This is a genomic window from Embleya sp. NPDC055664, from assembly GCF_053618075.1.
Genome location: NZ_JBSHGZ010000017.1, coordinates 76825 through 91221 on the forward strand (window position 1 = coordinate 76825; position 14397 = coordinate 91221).

A 14397-nucleotide genomic window follows, 5' to 3' on the forward strand; every position below is an offset into this window, starting at 1 on the left:
GATCACCACCGGCTGCTCCGTCCGGTCCCCGACGCCGCCGCCTCGGCGGCCACCGCCCGGAACTGCCGGACGGTGGCGCTCCATCGGTAGCGGGCGGCGCGTCGCCTCGCCGCGCGGGCCATCGCCTCGCGGCGTCTCGGGGCCAGTGCCAGCGCACACCACGCGGCGGCGAACGAGCTCTCGCCGCGCGCCAGTACGCCGGTGACGCCGTCGTCGATCGAGTCGCGCAGCCCGGGGATGTCGAAGCCGACGGCCGGTGTGCCGCGCGCCGCGGCCTCGGTGACCACCAGACCCCAGCCCTCGACCTGCGAGGGATGCAGCAACAGCCAGGCCGCGCACAGGAGTCGGTGCTTTTCCGCCTCGGACACCCAGCCGGTGAAGCGCACTCCGGGCCCGGCGACGGCACGCAGCCGATCCCGTTCGGGACCGTCGCCGACGATCACCAGCCGACCGCCCGTCACCGGCCGGACCTGCTCCCACAGCCGCAGCAGCAGATCGATGCGTTTGTAGTCGACAAGCCGGCCCACGGCCACGAACAGCGGCTCGGTCGAGGTGGGCACCGGCGGGGCGGGCTCCTCGACGCCGTTGTGCACCACCCGGATGTGCTCCGGCGGTACGCCGATCTCCCGCAGCGCGCCGGCGGTCGAGCCGGACACCGCGACGATCAGGTTGCCCCGATGGGTGCCGGCCAGTCCCCAGCGCTCCAGGCGCCGGCCGATCCGGGCGGCGGGGCCCGGGAAGCGCATGGCCCACTGGTCGGTGTGCACGTGGTTGACCAGGCACACGGTGGGGCCGCGATGCCACAGCGGGGTCAGGTACGGCATGCCGTTGCACACCTCGACCAGCAGGTCGCAGCCGCCGATCCGGCGATCGAGGGTCCGACGGGCGCGCAGGTAGTGGTCGGTGTCGCCGCCCGCCGAGACCACCCGGTAGTCCCGATCGGCGGCCGGGCCGCCGCACATCAGGGTCACCCGGTGGCCGTGCGCGGTGAGTCCGTCGGCCAGCCGGTCGACCAGCAGCTCGGAGCCGCCGGCGGCGGGGTTGGCCAGGTCGCGGCGAGCCAGGAAGACGATGCGGTGGGGGTGCGGGGAACGGTCGGACGAGCGGGTGGGCGGGACGGGTCGGCGCGGCGATACGGGCGTCACTGCACGCAACGCGGGCACGTGCTGGGGCATCTGAGCTCCAACTCGTTCTCGATCTCGGTCTCGTTCTCGGTCCTGGAGCGAGCGAGCGTTCGGTGCGCGGGGTCGGGCCGGATCCCGGGGGAGGGATGGCTGCGTGGTCGCCGCGATGGGAACGGCGGTGCCGGTTCTGCGGGACGGGCGGGATGTGCGGGGTGAGTTCGTAGTTTTCGCCACCGCGTCACCGGTCGGCTACTCACCGAGGTGACAATTTTGCTCCCGGGTGAGGCCGCGAACCGTCAATGTGGTGCCGGTTCCGCGTGCCGTTCGGGCAGCGGGCGGGTGTCGCCCTCGGGGTCGCGGTCGTCGGCCGTACCGTCGCCCGGGGCGCCGCCGGACGCGCGGCGCGGGCCTCGGACCAGGAATACCACCCCGAGCGTCACCAACACGACCCCGAGGCCGGCCGCCGAGAGCGGAGCGATCCACCCGATGGCGATCAGCTTGCGGTCGTCCCGCTTCGCCAAGTCGACCTGGTGGCGCCGGGTTTGCGGGGTGAAGGCGATCCGGTCGCTGTTCAGCAGGACCACCGAGGCGGTCGCCGCGCCGGGTGCGCGCAGGGTCTTGCGCGGGGCGATCTTCGCGTCGATCACCCGGCCGGTGCGCTGATCCACGACCAGTTCGATGCCCGCGTTGGCGTACCACTCCTCGGCGAGCACCTGCGGCTGCGCGCGCAGGTCGACCAGTGCGCCCGGGACCTGGCGTACGCCGATCCGGGTGTCCGGCACCGCGCCGGTGAAGCGGTAGCCGCGATGCCCCAGCACCTTGGTGGTGCCGCGGTAGTCCAGCGGGATCGCCGCCCCCAAGGTCTCGTCCCACCAGCGGTATTGCCGCTTCTCCAGGTCGAACGGGAACTTCAGGAACGCCTCGCCCTCGATCCGCGGCGTCTCGCCGCAGCAGTGCACGGGCGCGTTGGTGCGGCGGTCGGTCACCCAGCGCGCCAGCGTCCACTGGTAGGACCGGCGCGGGTCCCCCCAGGCCAGCGTCTCGGGGGTGTCGATGGTCGTCGACACGTCCCACACCGCGCGGCCGCTGCGTTTGGCCTCCGCCACGTCGCCGAGCACGCGGCGGGTCACGGTGATCGTCTTTCCGTCCACGGGTTTCAGCGTGGCGGTGTCGAAATAGCTGCCGCTACCGGCGAAGACCACGGTGTCGTCGATGTCGACGGGGGTGCGCTTGGCGTGTGGTTCGACGTACCAGGCCAGCATCGCGGCCAGCACGAGCAGGAACACTCCCACACCGAGCAGGAGCAGGGACGGGATCGAGGGGCGGGACGAGATGGGGCGGGGCGAAGTGGGGCGGCGCATCCGGCACTCCTGACGGCGTTCGGCCTCGGGCACGTGCACGTCTGTCTCGGGTCTGGGCGGTTCCGGCGTGGGTTCCGACGCAGGTCGGGCTCGGGTCCGTCCCAGGCCGGGAACCGTAGGCGCACCCTTGACGGAGTGTCAATACACCTCGCACACTGTGCTGATATAGAGCCGGTGCATGGGAATGGGCGGGGTGCCCTCCGATCGAGAGGCTCGTCGAAGCATGCACAGACTGCTCGCCGCCGGGTCGACCGTGATCCTCGCCGCCGCACTCGCCGTGGGTGCCGGGCTCGGGATCGTCGCCGCGTTGAACTCCACTCCCGACCAACCCAATTCGCCGCTGGTCTCGTTCCGTACCGACCCGACGCCGGCGCCGACCGCGCAGCCCTGATGCCGAGCCCGTACGCCGGGAGACGGGTCCGGCCCGGCATCGGCCGGCGGACCCCGAAGACGGCGCCGACCGACCGGCGCGAGGGAGGGGCGAGGTGACGGTGCGCACTGCCTGGCGGGACGTACCCCGGCCGCAATTGCGGCGGTTCGCCGATCTGGCCATGGCCGAGGTACCCGAACTGGCGCAGGGAATCCTGCGTGACATCCGGATCGAATACCCCGGCGTGCCGCTGGTGCCGGACGAGTCGGGCGAGCCGATGGCGCTGGTCGCCATCCGGCGCGCCCTCGTCGACTTCGTCGAGCACCTGGCCGCGACCGGCGATCGGCGGCACGAACGTCTGGAGATCTTCGAGCTGTTCGGCCGCGCCGAAGTGCTCCAGGGGCGCAGCCTCGACTCGTTGCAGGCGATGTACCGGCTCGGCGTGCGGCTGGCCTGGCGGCGGCTGGCCGAGATCGGTCAGCGGGTGGAGATCCCGCCGCCCGCGATGTACGAACTCGCCGAGGCGGGCTTCGAGTTCCTCGACGGACTGGTCGCCCAGTCCGTACACGGCTATGCCGAGGCCGCGGCCCGCCAGGTCGGCGAACGGCTGTGGGCGCAGAAGCGGTTGATCAAACTGCTGCTCACCGAATACGGCACCGAACCCGCGAGCGCGCTGGCCGAACACGCCGCCCGCATCGGCTGGACGGTGCCCGAACAGGTCGCCGTGGGCGTGCTGTTGCGCCCAGCGCCCGACGCGGTGGCGCCGGCGGTGGGTCGGGACGTGCTCCTGGACATGGAGTGCGAACGGCCCCGGATGATCCTGCCCGACCCGGACACGGCCGGACGCCCCGAACTGGTGCGGCGGGCGATGGCGGGCTGGTCGGGCGCGATCGGCCCGTCGGTGCCGATCGCCGACGCCGCGAAGTCGCTGCACTGGGCGTGTACGGCGCTGCGTCTGGTGGAGCGCGGACACCTGCCCGAGGGGCGGCTGATCCGATGTACGGAGCACACCGAGGCGTTGGTGCTGCTTCCGCCCGAGGAGCTGATCGAGGACCTGGCCCGCCGCTGCCTGGCCCCCCTGGACAGCTGCTCGCCGGCGCACGCCCGTCGGCTGGAGGAAACCCTGCTGGCGTGGCTGGAAACCCGGGGCGGCGCACCGGAGATCGCGGCCCGGTTGGGCGTGCATGCCCAGACGGTCCGCTATCGGCTGCGGCAGATCCGGGACCTGCTCGGCGACGAGATGAACGAGCCGGATCGCCGCTTCGAACTGGAACTGGTTTTGCGGGCCCGGCGGTTGCGAGAGGAGGGGGACTGAGGGGACCGGAGGGGGGATCGTTGGGATGCCGGGACCGGGGGCTCAGGGGGGCCGAGGAGGCTCAGGGGGCCGACGTCGGCGCGTACGGCCCGCTCTGTGGGAGCGTCGGCCCGGGCCGGGTGGGGGAGTCCGCGAAGGGTCCGGTGTGGGTGGCCATCAGGAGCATGAAGACGCCGGTGACGGTCAGCGCGAGCACGGTCAGGACGCGGCCCACGGGGTTGTGGACGTTGTAGACGTAGCGGCCTCCCCGGAGGCGACTGCGTCGGAAAACCGGCTCGTATCCGTCGTTGTTCGGCATGTCCGGCAGCCTAGTCGGGCCGTTGCCCTGCCTTCGATGCCCGCCCGGGAACTACCGTGCGGGGATGCGGATCGTGGGTGGTGGGGTGGAGGCGGTGACCGAGGTCGGGTATCGCCGGGCGCGAGTCGGGGGCGGGAGCGAGGCGGCGCGGTTGCCGGTGGGGCGGTTGCGGGTGGATCGACTGCCGGCGGGGTGCGACGCGGTGTTGGTCGCCGGTGACCTCCAGGGGGTCGCGCCCTCGCCCTGGGGTGGGCCGCCGGTGCTGTTGGGTGTCGCGCTCGCCGACTTCCTGACGGTGTGGGCGCAGGAGGGGTCGGCGCCGGCGCCGGAGCGGGTGGGCGTGGTGTTGGCGGGCGACCTGTACGCGGCGCCGGCGGCGGATCGGCGCGGCGCGAGCGGGGCGGTCCGGGACGTGTGGTGGGCGTTCGCGGCGGCCGGCTGCCCGTTCGTGGTCGGCGTGGCCGGCAACCACGACGAGGTGTCGACGGCGGACCTGGTCGAGGCGGGCCCGCACGTCGTGTTGCTCGACGGCGCACACGTCGACGTGGGCGGGGTCCGCTTCGCCGGCGTGGGCCGGATCATCGGCGACCCGAACCGGCCGGGCCGCCGGGCCGAGGAGACGCAGACCGCCCTCGTCGACCGCGTCCTCGGCGCCACCCCCGACGTGCTGATCCTGCACGAGGGGCCGCCCGGCGCCACGCCCACCCAGCCGGGCCGCGCCGAGCCGGCCGCCCGCATCCGGGCCGCCCCGCCGTCCCTCACCATCTGCGGCCACGTGCACTGGCCGGTCCCGGTCGCCCCCACCCCCGGCGGCCACACCCTCAACACGGACGCCCGCGCGATCCTCCTGACGGTCTGACCCCGACACGGCCATGTGGAGCCCGTGTCGCCGCAGCGACCGGGTCGACCACCGCCCGACCCATCGACCCCGGCCGATCCGGCCGGCGCGACCGCCACCGGCAGGGCCACCGGGCAGCCCCGCCCCCGTGAGCCGATCCCGGTGCTTGCCCGCGACCTCGCCGCGGTGCGACGCTGCGGGCGACGAGAGGACGGCATCGATGGTGGATCTCGCGGCCATGCTGGACGATCTCCGCGCGGAGGGCGCCGAGTCGGACCGGCTCGTCGCCTCGTTGTCGGCGGCCGAGTGGGCGCTGCCGACGCCCGCGCCCGGGTGGACCATCGCGCACCAGATCGCCCATCTGGCCTGGACCGACGATCAGGTCCGGCTCGCCGCGACCGATCCCACCGCCTTCGCGGGCGCGGTCGCGGTGGCCGCCGCCGACCCCGACGGTTTCGTCGATCGAGGCGCGGAAGCCGGCGCGACGGCACCGCCGAAGGACATCCTGGCCCGCTGGCGGGACGGCCGGCACGCGGTCCCGGAACTACTGGCGGCGCTGCCGGCCGGGGCCCGACTGCCGTGGTACGGACCGCCGATGAGCGCCGCGTCGATGGCCGGTGCCCGGATCATGGAGACCTGGGCGCACACCCAGGACATCGCCGACACGCTGGGCGCGCTCCGTACCCCCACCGCCGGACTCCGGCACATCGCCCGACTCGGCGTCCGGGCCCGGGACTACTCCTACAGCGTGCACGGACTGCGGCCACCCGAGCGGGAGTTCCGGGTGGAACTGATCGACCCGGACGAGCCGGGCGGCACCTGGACCCACGGCCCGGAGGACGCCACGGAGCGGGTGACCGGCCCCATGCTCGACTTCTGCCTCCTGGTCACCCGCCGCCGGCACCCGACCGACCTCGCGGTGCGCGCCGAGGGCGCCGAGGCGATCCGCTGGTTGACCATCACCCAGTCCTACGCCGGCCCGCCCGGAGCGGGCCGTGCGCCCGGCCGATTCGACTGATCCGGTCCGGTCCGCGACCTGCCCCCGGTGATCGAGGCCGCGCACGCCCGCGCCTTCGGCCCCCGCGTCCAACCGCCCAACCGCCTTCCGCCCGGCCCGAATTGGTCCAGACCTATTGACAGTTCCGCCGTCGCGGCGGTCAACTCGTCCTGCACACAGGCACCCCGGCACCTCCGGGTGCGCCCGGACGGCCTGCGCACGTCCCGCACCGAGGGAGCCTGACGTCCCATCAGGCGATGCGGCGCCGATCCGGGTTCACCCTCCACGCACACCCACGCCCGCGGACAACCGCCCGGGCCGGTACGGGAGGCACACCACCATGGCACCCCCACGTCCCCCCAACACCCTTGCCGATACCCCGACTTCGCGTCGAGCCCGGCCCGGCCCGCGCCGCTGGGCCGCGCTCCTCGCCGCGGCCTGTACGACGGCCGCGGCGAGCCTGCTCGTCCTCGCTCCGTCCGCGCCCGCCGCCGGCACCGCCGAACTCGTCGTGAACGGCGGCTTCGAGACCGGCCTCTCCGGCTGGACCTGTTCCGGCGGCACCGGTCGCGCGACCACCACCCCCGTACACACCGGAACCGGCGCTCTCCAGGCCACCCCGGCCGGCGGCGACAACGCCCGCTGCAGCCAGACCGTGGCCGTGCAACCCGACTCCGACTACACCCAATCCGCCTGGGTCCAGGGTGCCTACATCTACCTCGGCGCGAGCGGCACCGGCACCACCGACGTGTCCACCTGGACCTCCTCCGCCACCACCTGGCAAAAGCTCACCACCACGTTCCACACCGGCGCGCGCACCACCAGCGTCACGATCTACCTGAACGGCTGGTACGGGCAGCCCGCCTACTACGCCGACGACGTCTCGCTCGTCGGCCCGGGCGGATCCACCACGATCCCGGGCGTACCCACGGGCCTGACCGTCGCCGGCACCACCGCGCGCAGCGCCTCGCTGTCTTGGACCGCGGTGCCCGGCGCCACCTCGTACGACGTCTTCCGCGCCGACACCAAGGTGGCCACGGTCGCCGGAACCTCCGCCGAGATCCCGGGACTCACCCCGCAGACCAGCTACACCTTCTCCGTCGCCGCGACCAACAGCGCCGGATCGTCCGCGCGTTCCGCCCCCGTCACCGCCACCACCGCGCCGGACGGCCCCACCGGCCAGGACCCGACCGGACTGCCCAAACGGGTGATGACCGGCTACTGGCACAACTTCGTCAACGGCTCCACGAACCTGCGCCTGCGGGACGTACCGACGTCCTACAACCTGGTCGCGGTGGCGTTCGCCGAGGCCGACCGCAGCCGCTGGGGCGCCATCACGTTCGGCGTGGATCCGGGCCTGTCCACCGCGCTCGGCGGCTACACCAACGCCGACCTCAAGGCGGACATCGTCGCGATGCACGCCCGGGGACAGAAGGTCATCCTGTCCGTCGGCGGCGAGTTGGGCGCGGTCTGGGTCGGCGACAACGCCTCCGCCGACATGTTCGCGAGCACCGCCACGGCGCTGCTGCGCGAATACGGCTTCGACGGCGTGGACATCGACCTGGAGAACGGGGTCAGCCCCACCTACATGGCCACCGCGCTGCGCGCCATCCGGGCCCAGGTCGGCACCTCGCTGATCATCACGATGGCCCCGCAGACCCTGGACATGCAGACCACCCAAACCGCCTACTTCCAACTCGCCCTGAGCATCAAGGACATCCTGACCATCGTCCACATGCAGTACTACAACTCCGGCACCATGTTCGGCTGCGACCAGAAGTTGTACGCCCAGGGCGGAGTCGACTTCCTCACCGCGCAGGCGTGCATCCAACTCCAGGGCGGCCTGCGCCCGGACCAGGTCGCCTTCGGCGTACCGGCCACCGGACGCGCGGCGGGCAGCGGATACGTCTCGCCCGGCGTGGTGAACAATGCGCTGGACTGCCTGGAGTCGGGCACCGGTTGCGGCACCTACCGACCCGCGACCACTTGGCGCGGCATTCGGGGCGCGATGACCTGGTCCGTCAACTGGGACGCGACCGCCGGATACGCGCTGGCCAACACCATCTCGGCGCACCTGCGCACGATGCCCTGATCGACGGGCAGGTGACGGTCGAGGGGCGCTACACCGGGCGGATATCCGCCCACAGCGCCACCGAGCCGGGTTCGAGCGGCGCCGCCTCGTCGGCGGCGCCGCTCGTCCACCACAGGCCCCGCCCCGGTCGCAGCGCCGGGCCGGGGCCGCCGTGCGTTCCGCGCCCGGACAGCAGGTACAGCACACCGGCGTGCCCGGCGGGCAGCGGCACAGGAGCGTCGATGCGCCGCACGTCGGCGGTCCATCGGCCGCGCCGGGTCATGATGTTGAGCACCCGGACCGCACCGCCGTCGCCGAGCAGGCGGGCGCGGAGCCTCAGGTCGCCGGAGAAGGCGAACGGCACGCCGGGGCGGTCGAGCCGTTGATCGAGCGGCGGGGCCCCGGGCGCACCGCCGCCGTCCGCGATCAGGCGCACGCCCGCGCCCGCCAGGAGGGTGATGGTGCGGTCGACGCCCGGGAACGGCGAGAACGGCCCGTCGGCGGCGATCGTCGCGATGCTCGCCCGCCAGCCGAAGTCCGCCGAGTCGCCGCCCGCACCCGCCGACCCCTCGCACGCGATCTCCCGCGTGTCGCCGCCCCCGTTGCGCCACGGGCCGACGGGCAGCGTCTCGATGTCGAAGAGATGCGTCGGCGTCACGTACGGGCCTGCTTCCACGGGATCGGGACGGCCGGAGATCGGCCGGGCCCGCCATGATGCCGGCCGCCTTGCGGGCATGTGCGCGCCGTGATCCCGACGCCGTCGCTCACCCGTGCTTGGCGACGGTGAGCAGTACCGCCGAATCCTCCAGGGCGTCCAGGCTGTGCCGGGACCTCGGTACGACCAGGAAGTCGCCCGTCCGTCCCTCCCACGACGTCTCGCCGTCGATCAGGAGCACCCGCCCCCGCAACACCAGCAGGGTCGCCTCGCCGGGATTCTCGTGCTCGGACAGTGAGGTCCCCGCGTTCAGCGCGATCAGCGTCTGCCGCAACACATGTTCGTGGCCCCCGTACACGGTGTGCGCGCTGCGCCCCGTAGAGGCGGTGGCGGCCAGCTTGAGCAGTTCGCGGACCTGGGCTTCCAAGGAGAGCTTTTCCATAGCCACAGTGTGCACACGAGCGCTCACAAAACCCCGAACGACCGCACCCGCGTCACACCGGAAGTTGCGCCGCCACACCGGGCCGCACCCGGTCCAGGCTCAGTCGCAGCACCGTGCAGCCCAGCGCGGCGAGCGCGAACCCGGCCCCGAGCCAGGCGAGTTGCCGGGGATCGGTGACGGAGAGGAGCCAGCCGCCGATCGTGGTGCCCGCGGTGATCCCGAGGTTGGAGAAGGAGATGAACAGGCTGTTCCCGAACTCGGGGGCGTCGCGCGCGTCGCGCCCGAGCCAGTGTTGGCTCACGATCAGCCCGCCGGAGTGCACCAGGCCCCAGATCGGTATCGCCACCAGCATCGGCGCCATGTGCGGACCGACCGCGTAGAGCAGGACGTACACGGCCAGGCACAGGGCGGGAAAGGCTAGCGCGGTACGAGTCGCGTCGCGCCGCAGCAGCGCGCCGAAGGCGAAGTTGCCGAGGATCATCACGAGGCCGAACACCATCAGCAGCGCGCCGACCCACGAGCCGTCCATGCCGGTGACCTCGTCCAGATACTCGGCGAAGTAGCCGTAGACCGAGAACATCGCTGCGAAGACGAAGACCACCGACAGGATGCTCAGCCACATCCGGCCGCTGCGCAGCACGCCGACCTGGGCGCCGTACGACAACCGACGCTCGACCGGCATGGTGGGCAGGAAGCGCAGGATGCCCAGGAAGGCGAGCAGGTTGATCGCGGCGCCGAACCAGAACGCCGCCTCCAGGGACAGGTGTTCGGCCAGGTAGGAGGTCAGCGGCACGCCGAGGGCGAAGCCGACGGTGACGCCGGCGAACACACGGGTGGTGGCCCGTGTGGCGTCCGCCGCCGGGACCAGGCGGGCCGCGGTGGTCAGGGCGACGGAGAAGAACACGGGATGGACTACGGCGGGCAGGATCCGGAAGGCGAGCATCACGTCGAACCGGGTGGTGAGCGCGTACACGGCGTTGGAGATCGCGAACACCAGGATCGCCGAGGCCAGCACGGTCCTGCGGTCGATCCGCGACGCGAACAGCGTCATGAACGGCCCGGAGACCGCGATCACCAGGGCGAACGCGCCGACGAGGAGGCCGGCGGTCGAGGTGCCGACGTGCAGCCGGTCGGCCACCTGCGGCAGCACGCCGACGATGCCCATCTCGGTGGTGATGATCCCGAATACGCCGAGGGCGAGGGTTGCGATCGTGATGGTGGTGGTTCTCATCGTGGCCTTGTCGTTCGATGCTGGTGATACATATCGAGATATGTAGATGCGTTTGCCCGTGCGTACGGGCGTGCGTGTACGTGCGACGGGGCGGGTGTTCGGGCGGAGTGTCCGGGTCAGAGTTCGGTGCGGACGTGTTCCGCGAACTCGGCGATCGTGCGTTCGTTGCGCCGGTAGTACGTCCACTTGCCGATTCGCTCGGATTCGAGCAGGCCCGCGTCCTTGAGGGTCTGGAGGTAGCCGGACACCACCGACTGGGCCAGGCCGGCGCGGGACTGGATGTCGCCGACGCAGACGCCGATGTGGAAGCCCAGGCCCTGCTGCCGGTAGGAGTCCTCGTCGAAGTACTTCGCGGGTTCCTTCAGCCACTGCATGAACCGGAGCCGGGCCGGGTTGGCGAGCGCCTTGTGTACGGCCAGGGGGTCCACTGCGGGCTGCCTTCCGGGGTGGCGGGCGCCGATGGGCGCGGTATCGCATCCAGTTTTCTCGATATGTAGTGGTCGTGTCAATCGGGTCGAACGAAATGTCGGTAAATATTGAGGTTTGAGCGGGTTAGTTGCAGGTGGGAGGGCTATCAACCAAGGGACTGCGATTCTCGGAAAGAGGGTGGTGGACGTGTCCACGTCGACATCGACACCGACAGGGACAGTGCCATCGATTGAACAGCACCCCGACATAGTCACCATGCGGCTTCGTTCCGAACGCGCCACCACCGGCGCCGTGGCGCAGGCCGCGGAAGCGTTGGGCGTACTGTGCGGTGTGTACCTGGCGGCCTCCCCCTGGATCGTCGGGTTCAACGGCTTCACGACTTTGACCACGAACAACCTGATCACCGGCGTGGCGCTGGCGCTGCTGATGATGGGCGCCTTCGGGTCCGCCTACGAACGCACGCACGCGATGAGCTGGGCCGCGTTCGGCATCGGTGTGTGGACGATTATCGCGCCCTGGGCCGTGAGCGGTTCCTTCGACACCACGCGGACCATCACCAGCAACGTGATCGTCGGTGCGGTGGCGTGCCTGATGGCGCTGGTTCTCGCGCTCAGGGGTGTCATCGGGATTCACCGTTTGTGAGTGATCCCGTCTGTGTGATCCGAGTCCGAGACCGGGCCGCCGGTGGGTCCGGCCGGCGCACGGTTCGCCCCGGCGGCCATCGCCGGGCGTGCCCCGCCGGCAGGTCTCGCCTCGCAGCTCCGGCTGGGAGGTGGATGTGGTGAGCGGACCTTCGCTTTCGGGCCGGGAACGGCGCACACTCGCGCGCATGGAGGAATCCCTGGCGCACGACGAGCAGTTGGTCGAACTGCTGCGCGTGTTCGACGACCCACCCTCCGTACCGACTCCGCGGCACCGTCGATTCGGCATCGGCGTGCGCATCGGCACGCCGCATTGGCCGACGATCCTGAAGTGGACGGCGCTGCTGCTGTCCGGCACCTCGATCGGACTGCTGATCGCCGCGATCCTCACGGGTGCGCCCGTGGTGGTCCTGGTGGCGGTGGCCGTGTCGGTGCCGGCATTGCTTCTGATCGGTGCCTTCGCCTACCTGAGGTGGCACGCGGACGGCCCGGCGGGCGCCCACGCGGCACGTCGTGGCCGGCGCGCCCGTACGCACGGGTGGCTGCGGGCGCACGGCGCCGATCGGGTCGACGGCACGGGCGAAACGGACGGCACGGAGCGTCGCGGCAGCGACGACCGGCGCCGCGAACCGTAACGGATACGGCGTCGACGCACGCGGCGACGGTGTGACCCGGGCGGCTTCGGCACGCTCGGGCGATCCAGTGCGCTCTCGGCGCGCGATCCGCGTTGTTTCGGGCTGTTTGAGCGTTGCCGTGTCACATTGTTGCCGTGTCACATTTTTGCCCTGGTCCGGCCCGACGTGCGCTTCCGGGTCGTGCGGCCCCTGAATCGCCCCCATATACGCCGCCGTATACGTGGCTCGTATGCTCGTGTACGGTGGCGTATATGGGGGCGGCGCAGGGCGTTCCGACGCCGGAAAGGTGGCAGCGGGCATGAGACTTCCTCGCACGGCTTACGTCGAACAGCCTTGGCGGCTCCACGAGTTCGCCCACGACTTCCGAGTCGAGGACGTGTGGTCCTACCGCACTCCGGGCGCCGGACCGGACGACTTTCCCGTAATGCTCGCGGCGATGCGGGCGAGCGGCGGCCGGCAGGCGGCGCCGACGCGGTTCCTGCTCGCGGTACGCCGGAAGCTCGGCGTCCTGCTCGGCTGGGACCGGCCCGGGGCGGGGCTCGGGGAGCGCGTGGTGTCGCTGCGTGATCGCCTGCCGGACGAACTCCGCGACACCGTCGACCCCGCCGACTCCGGCGGCATGCCGCTCACGCCCGTGTACGGGCTCGACCGCGAGTTCGTCGGCGAGCTGGGGAACAAGACCGCGCACGCCCTCATGCACCTGGGCTGGGTGCCGACCGGGGACGGCGGCCACGAGCTGCGGATGGCGGTCCTGGTCAAGCCCAACGGCCGGTTCGGCCGACTGTACATGGCCGGCATCGCACCGTTTCGGCACCTGATCGTCTACCCGGCGCTGACCCGCCAGTGGGAGCGCATCTGGCTCGACCGTGCGCAACTGCTCGCCGCCGCCGAGGCGCACGCGGCGAGCGCAGTCCCCGGGCAGGCCACGCCCGCCGGCCCCGCCGACCGCCCCGGGGCGTCCGTCACCTCATGACCCGGATCGGGTCGCCGGTGAGGTAGGCGGCGATGTCCTCGACCGCGTCGCGGTAGAAGGTCTGGTACAGCTCGCGCGTGACATAGCCGATGTGCGGGGTGAGCACGACGTTGTCCAGTGTGCGCAACGGGTGGTCGGCGGGCAGCGGTTCGACATCGTACACATCCAGCGCCGCGGCGGCGATGGCCCGGCGGCGCAGCACGTCCAAGAGGGCGGACTCCTCGACGATGGGGCCGCGCGAGGTGTTGACCAGGATCGCGGTCGGCTTCATCCGGGCCAGTTGGGCGGCGCCGACCAGGCCCCGGGTACGGGAGCCGAGGACGAGGTGGATGGACAGCACGTCGGACCGGGCGAACAACGTCTCCTCGGTCACCGCCGTCACGCCGTGCGCCGCGGCCCGCTCCGGGGTCAGGTGCGGACTCCAGGCCACACACTCCATGCCGAACGCGTGGCCGATCCGGGCCACTTCGCTGCCGAGCCGGCCCAGGCCCAGCACGCCGAGCACCTTGCCGCGCAGGCCGACGCCGAGCCCCACCTGCCAGCCGCCGGCCCGCATCGAGCGCTCCTCGACCGGCAGATTGCGGGCGGCGGCCAGAATCAGCGCCCAGGTAAGCTCGGCGGTCGGATGGGCGACATAGCCCGTCCCGCAGACCACCACACCACGCCCGCGCGCCGCCGCCACGTCGATCGCCGCGTTCACCGGCCCGGTACTCACCAGCAGCCGCAGCCCGGTCAACCGGTCCAACACCTCCGCCGGAAACCGGGTGCGCTCGCGCATCGCGACGATCACCTCGAACCCGGCGAGCGCGGCGACCACCGCGTCGGCATCGGCGAACGGCTCGGTGAACACGTGCACCTCGGCGTCGAGCGAACCCCAGTCGGCCAGCCCCCGAGCCACGTCCTGATAGTCGTCGATAATGGCGATCTTCATGACCCCCGAGGCTAATGCCACCCCCAACCCCCAACCCCCCGACGCGCCCCAACCGGACACCCCGCGTGGCCCGCGTGGGTTCGAGG

At 72.0% G+C, this 14397-nt stretch carries 16 protein-coding genes; 8 read left to right on the forward strand and 8 right to left on the reverse strand.

Annotated elements, in window-relative coordinates; translation table 11 throughout:
* Nucleotides 1-2 precede the first annotated feature (2 nt).
* Nucleotides 3-1175, reverse strand: a complete 1173-nt coding sequence (locus ACWGR4_RS25850) for a glycosyltransferase family 4 protein (protein WP_380003774.1) — start codon at nucleotides 1173-1175, stop codon at nucleotides 3-5.
* Between the two features lie 245 nt (nucleotides 1176-1420).
* Nucleotides 1421-2485: a DUF3068 domain-containing protein gene (locus ACWGR4_RS25855; protein WP_452132186.1), complete on the reverse strand. Its 1065-nt coding sequence runs from the start codon at nucleotides 2483-2485 to the stop codon at nucleotides 1421-1423.
* A 223-nt stretch (nucleotides 2486-2708) separates the two neighbouring features.
* On the opposite strand from ACWGR4_RS25855, the gene ACWGR4_RS25860 reads away from it, so the two are divergent.
* Together ACWGR4_RS25860 and ACWGR4_RS25865 are read left to right on the forward strand one after the other, a co-directional pair.
* Nucleotides 2709-2876, forward strand: coding sequence for a hypothetical protein (locus ACWGR4_RS25860; RefSeq protein ID WP_170222150.1), 168 nt, complete (start codon nucleotides 2709-2711; stop codon nucleotides 2874-2876).
* Nucleotides 2877-2970: 94 nt separating this feature from the next.
* On the forward strand, nucleotides 2971-4170 hold the full coding sequence (locus ACWGR4_RS25865) for a helix-turn-helix domain-containing protein (RefSeq protein WP_380003777.1): 1200 nt from the start codon (nucleotides 2971-2973) through the stop codon (nucleotides 4168-4170).
* Between the two features lie 61 nt (nucleotides 4171-4231).
* On the opposite strand, the gene ACWGR4_RS25870 is transcribed toward ACWGR4_RS25865, so the two are convergent.
* Nucleotides 4232-4468 (reverse strand): hypothetical protein, encoded by a 237-nt coding sequence (locus ACWGR4_RS25870; protein WP_452132187.1) that lies wholly within the window; start codon nucleotides 4466-4468, stop codon nucleotides 4232-4234.
* Between the two features lie 64 nt (nucleotides 4469-4532).
* Here ACWGR4_RS25870 and ACWGR4_RS25875 point away from each other — a divergent pair, with 64 nt between their 5' ends.
* From ACWGR4_RS25875 to ACWGR4_RS25885, 3 genes are all read left to right on the forward strand, one after another.
* Nucleotides 4533-5327: a metallophosphoesterase family protein gene (locus ACWGR4_RS25875; protein ID WP_452132188.1), complete on the forward strand. Its 795-nt coding sequence runs from the start codon at nucleotides 4533-4535 to the stop codon at nucleotides 5325-5327.
* Nucleotides 5328-5526: 199 nt separating this feature from the next.
* Nucleotides 5527-6324, forward strand: a complete 798-nt coding sequence (locus tag ACWGR4_RS25880) for a TIGR03084 family metal-binding protein (protein WP_452132189.1) — start codon at nucleotides 5527-5529, stop codon at nucleotides 6322-6324.
* A gap of 319 nt (nucleotides 6325-6643) precedes the next feature.
* A complete protein-coding gene (locus tag ACWGR4_RS25885) occupies nucleotides 6644-8395 on the forward strand; it encodes a chitinase (protein WP_452132190.1) in 1752 nt (583 codons plus the stop codon).
* A 28-nt stretch (nucleotides 8396-8423) separates the two neighbouring features.
* Here ACWGR4_RS25885 and ACWGR4_RS25890 read toward each other — a convergent pair whose 3' ends face one another.
* From ACWGR4_RS25890 to ACWGR4_RS25905, 4 genes are all read right to left on the reverse strand, one after another.
* A complete protein-coding gene (locus ACWGR4_RS25890; protein ID WP_452134245.1) occupies nucleotides 8424-9032 on the reverse strand; it encodes a HutD/Ves family protein in 609 nt (202 codons plus the stop codon).
* A 106-nt stretch (nucleotides 9033-9138) separates the two neighbouring features.
* Nucleotides 9139-9471: a LuxR family transcriptional regulator gene (locus tag ACWGR4_RS25895; RefSeq protein WP_452131509.1), complete on the reverse strand. Its 333-nt coding sequence runs from the start codon at nucleotides 9469-9471 to the stop codon at nucleotides 9139-9141.
* 52 nt (nucleotides 9472-9523) lie between these two features.
* The gene (locus tag ACWGR4_RS25900) at nucleotides 9524-10702 is read right to left on the reverse strand and encodes an MFS transporter (protein ID WP_452131508.1); all 1179 of its coding nucleotides are present in this window, start codon (nucleotides 10700-10702) and stop codon (nucleotides 9524-9526) included.
* A gap of 116 nt (nucleotides 10703-10818) precedes the next feature.
* The gene (locus tag ACWGR4_RS25905; RefSeq protein ID WP_380003787.1) at nucleotides 10819-11130 is read right to left on the reverse strand and encodes an ArsR/SmtB family transcription factor; all 312 of its coding nucleotides are present in this window, start codon (nucleotides 11128-11130) and stop codon (nucleotides 10819-10821) included.
* A 256-nt stretch (nucleotides 11131-11386) separates the two neighbouring features.
* Between ACWGR4_RS25905 and ACWGR4_RS25910 the strand changes: the two genes are divergently transcribed.
* The 3 genes from ACWGR4_RS25910 (at nucleotide 11387) to ACWGR4_RS25920 (ending at nucleotide 13380) form a co-directional block, all read left to right on the forward strand.
* Nucleotides 11387-11773, forward strand: coding sequence for an SPW repeat protein (locus ACWGR4_RS25910; RefSeq protein ID WP_380003896.1), 387 nt, complete (start codon nucleotides 11387-11389; stop codon nucleotides 11771-11773).
* A gap of 187 nt (nucleotides 11774-11960) precedes the next feature.
* Nucleotides 11961-12407, forward strand: coding sequence for a hypothetical protein (locus ACWGR4_RS25915; RefSeq protein ID WP_380003789.1), 447 nt, complete (start codon nucleotides 11961-11963; stop codon nucleotides 12405-12407).
* Nucleotides 12408-12705: 298 nt separating this feature from the next.
* Complete coding sequence (locus ACWGR4_RS25920; RefSeq protein WP_452131507.1) at nucleotides 12706-13380, forward strand: DUF2867 domain-containing protein; 675 nt, start codon at nucleotides 12706-12708, stop codon at nucleotides 13378-13380.
* On the opposite strand, the gene ACWGR4_RS25925 is transcribed toward ACWGR4_RS25920, so the two are convergent.
* A complete protein-coding gene (locus ACWGR4_RS25925) occupies nucleotides 13370-14311 on the reverse strand; it encodes a D-2-hydroxyacid dehydrogenase family protein (protein ID WP_452131506.1) in 942 nt (313 codons plus the stop codon). The genes ACWGR4_RS25920 and ACWGR4_RS25925 overlap by 11 nt on opposite strands.
* Between the last annotated feature and the right edge of the window lie 86 nt (nucleotides 14312-14397).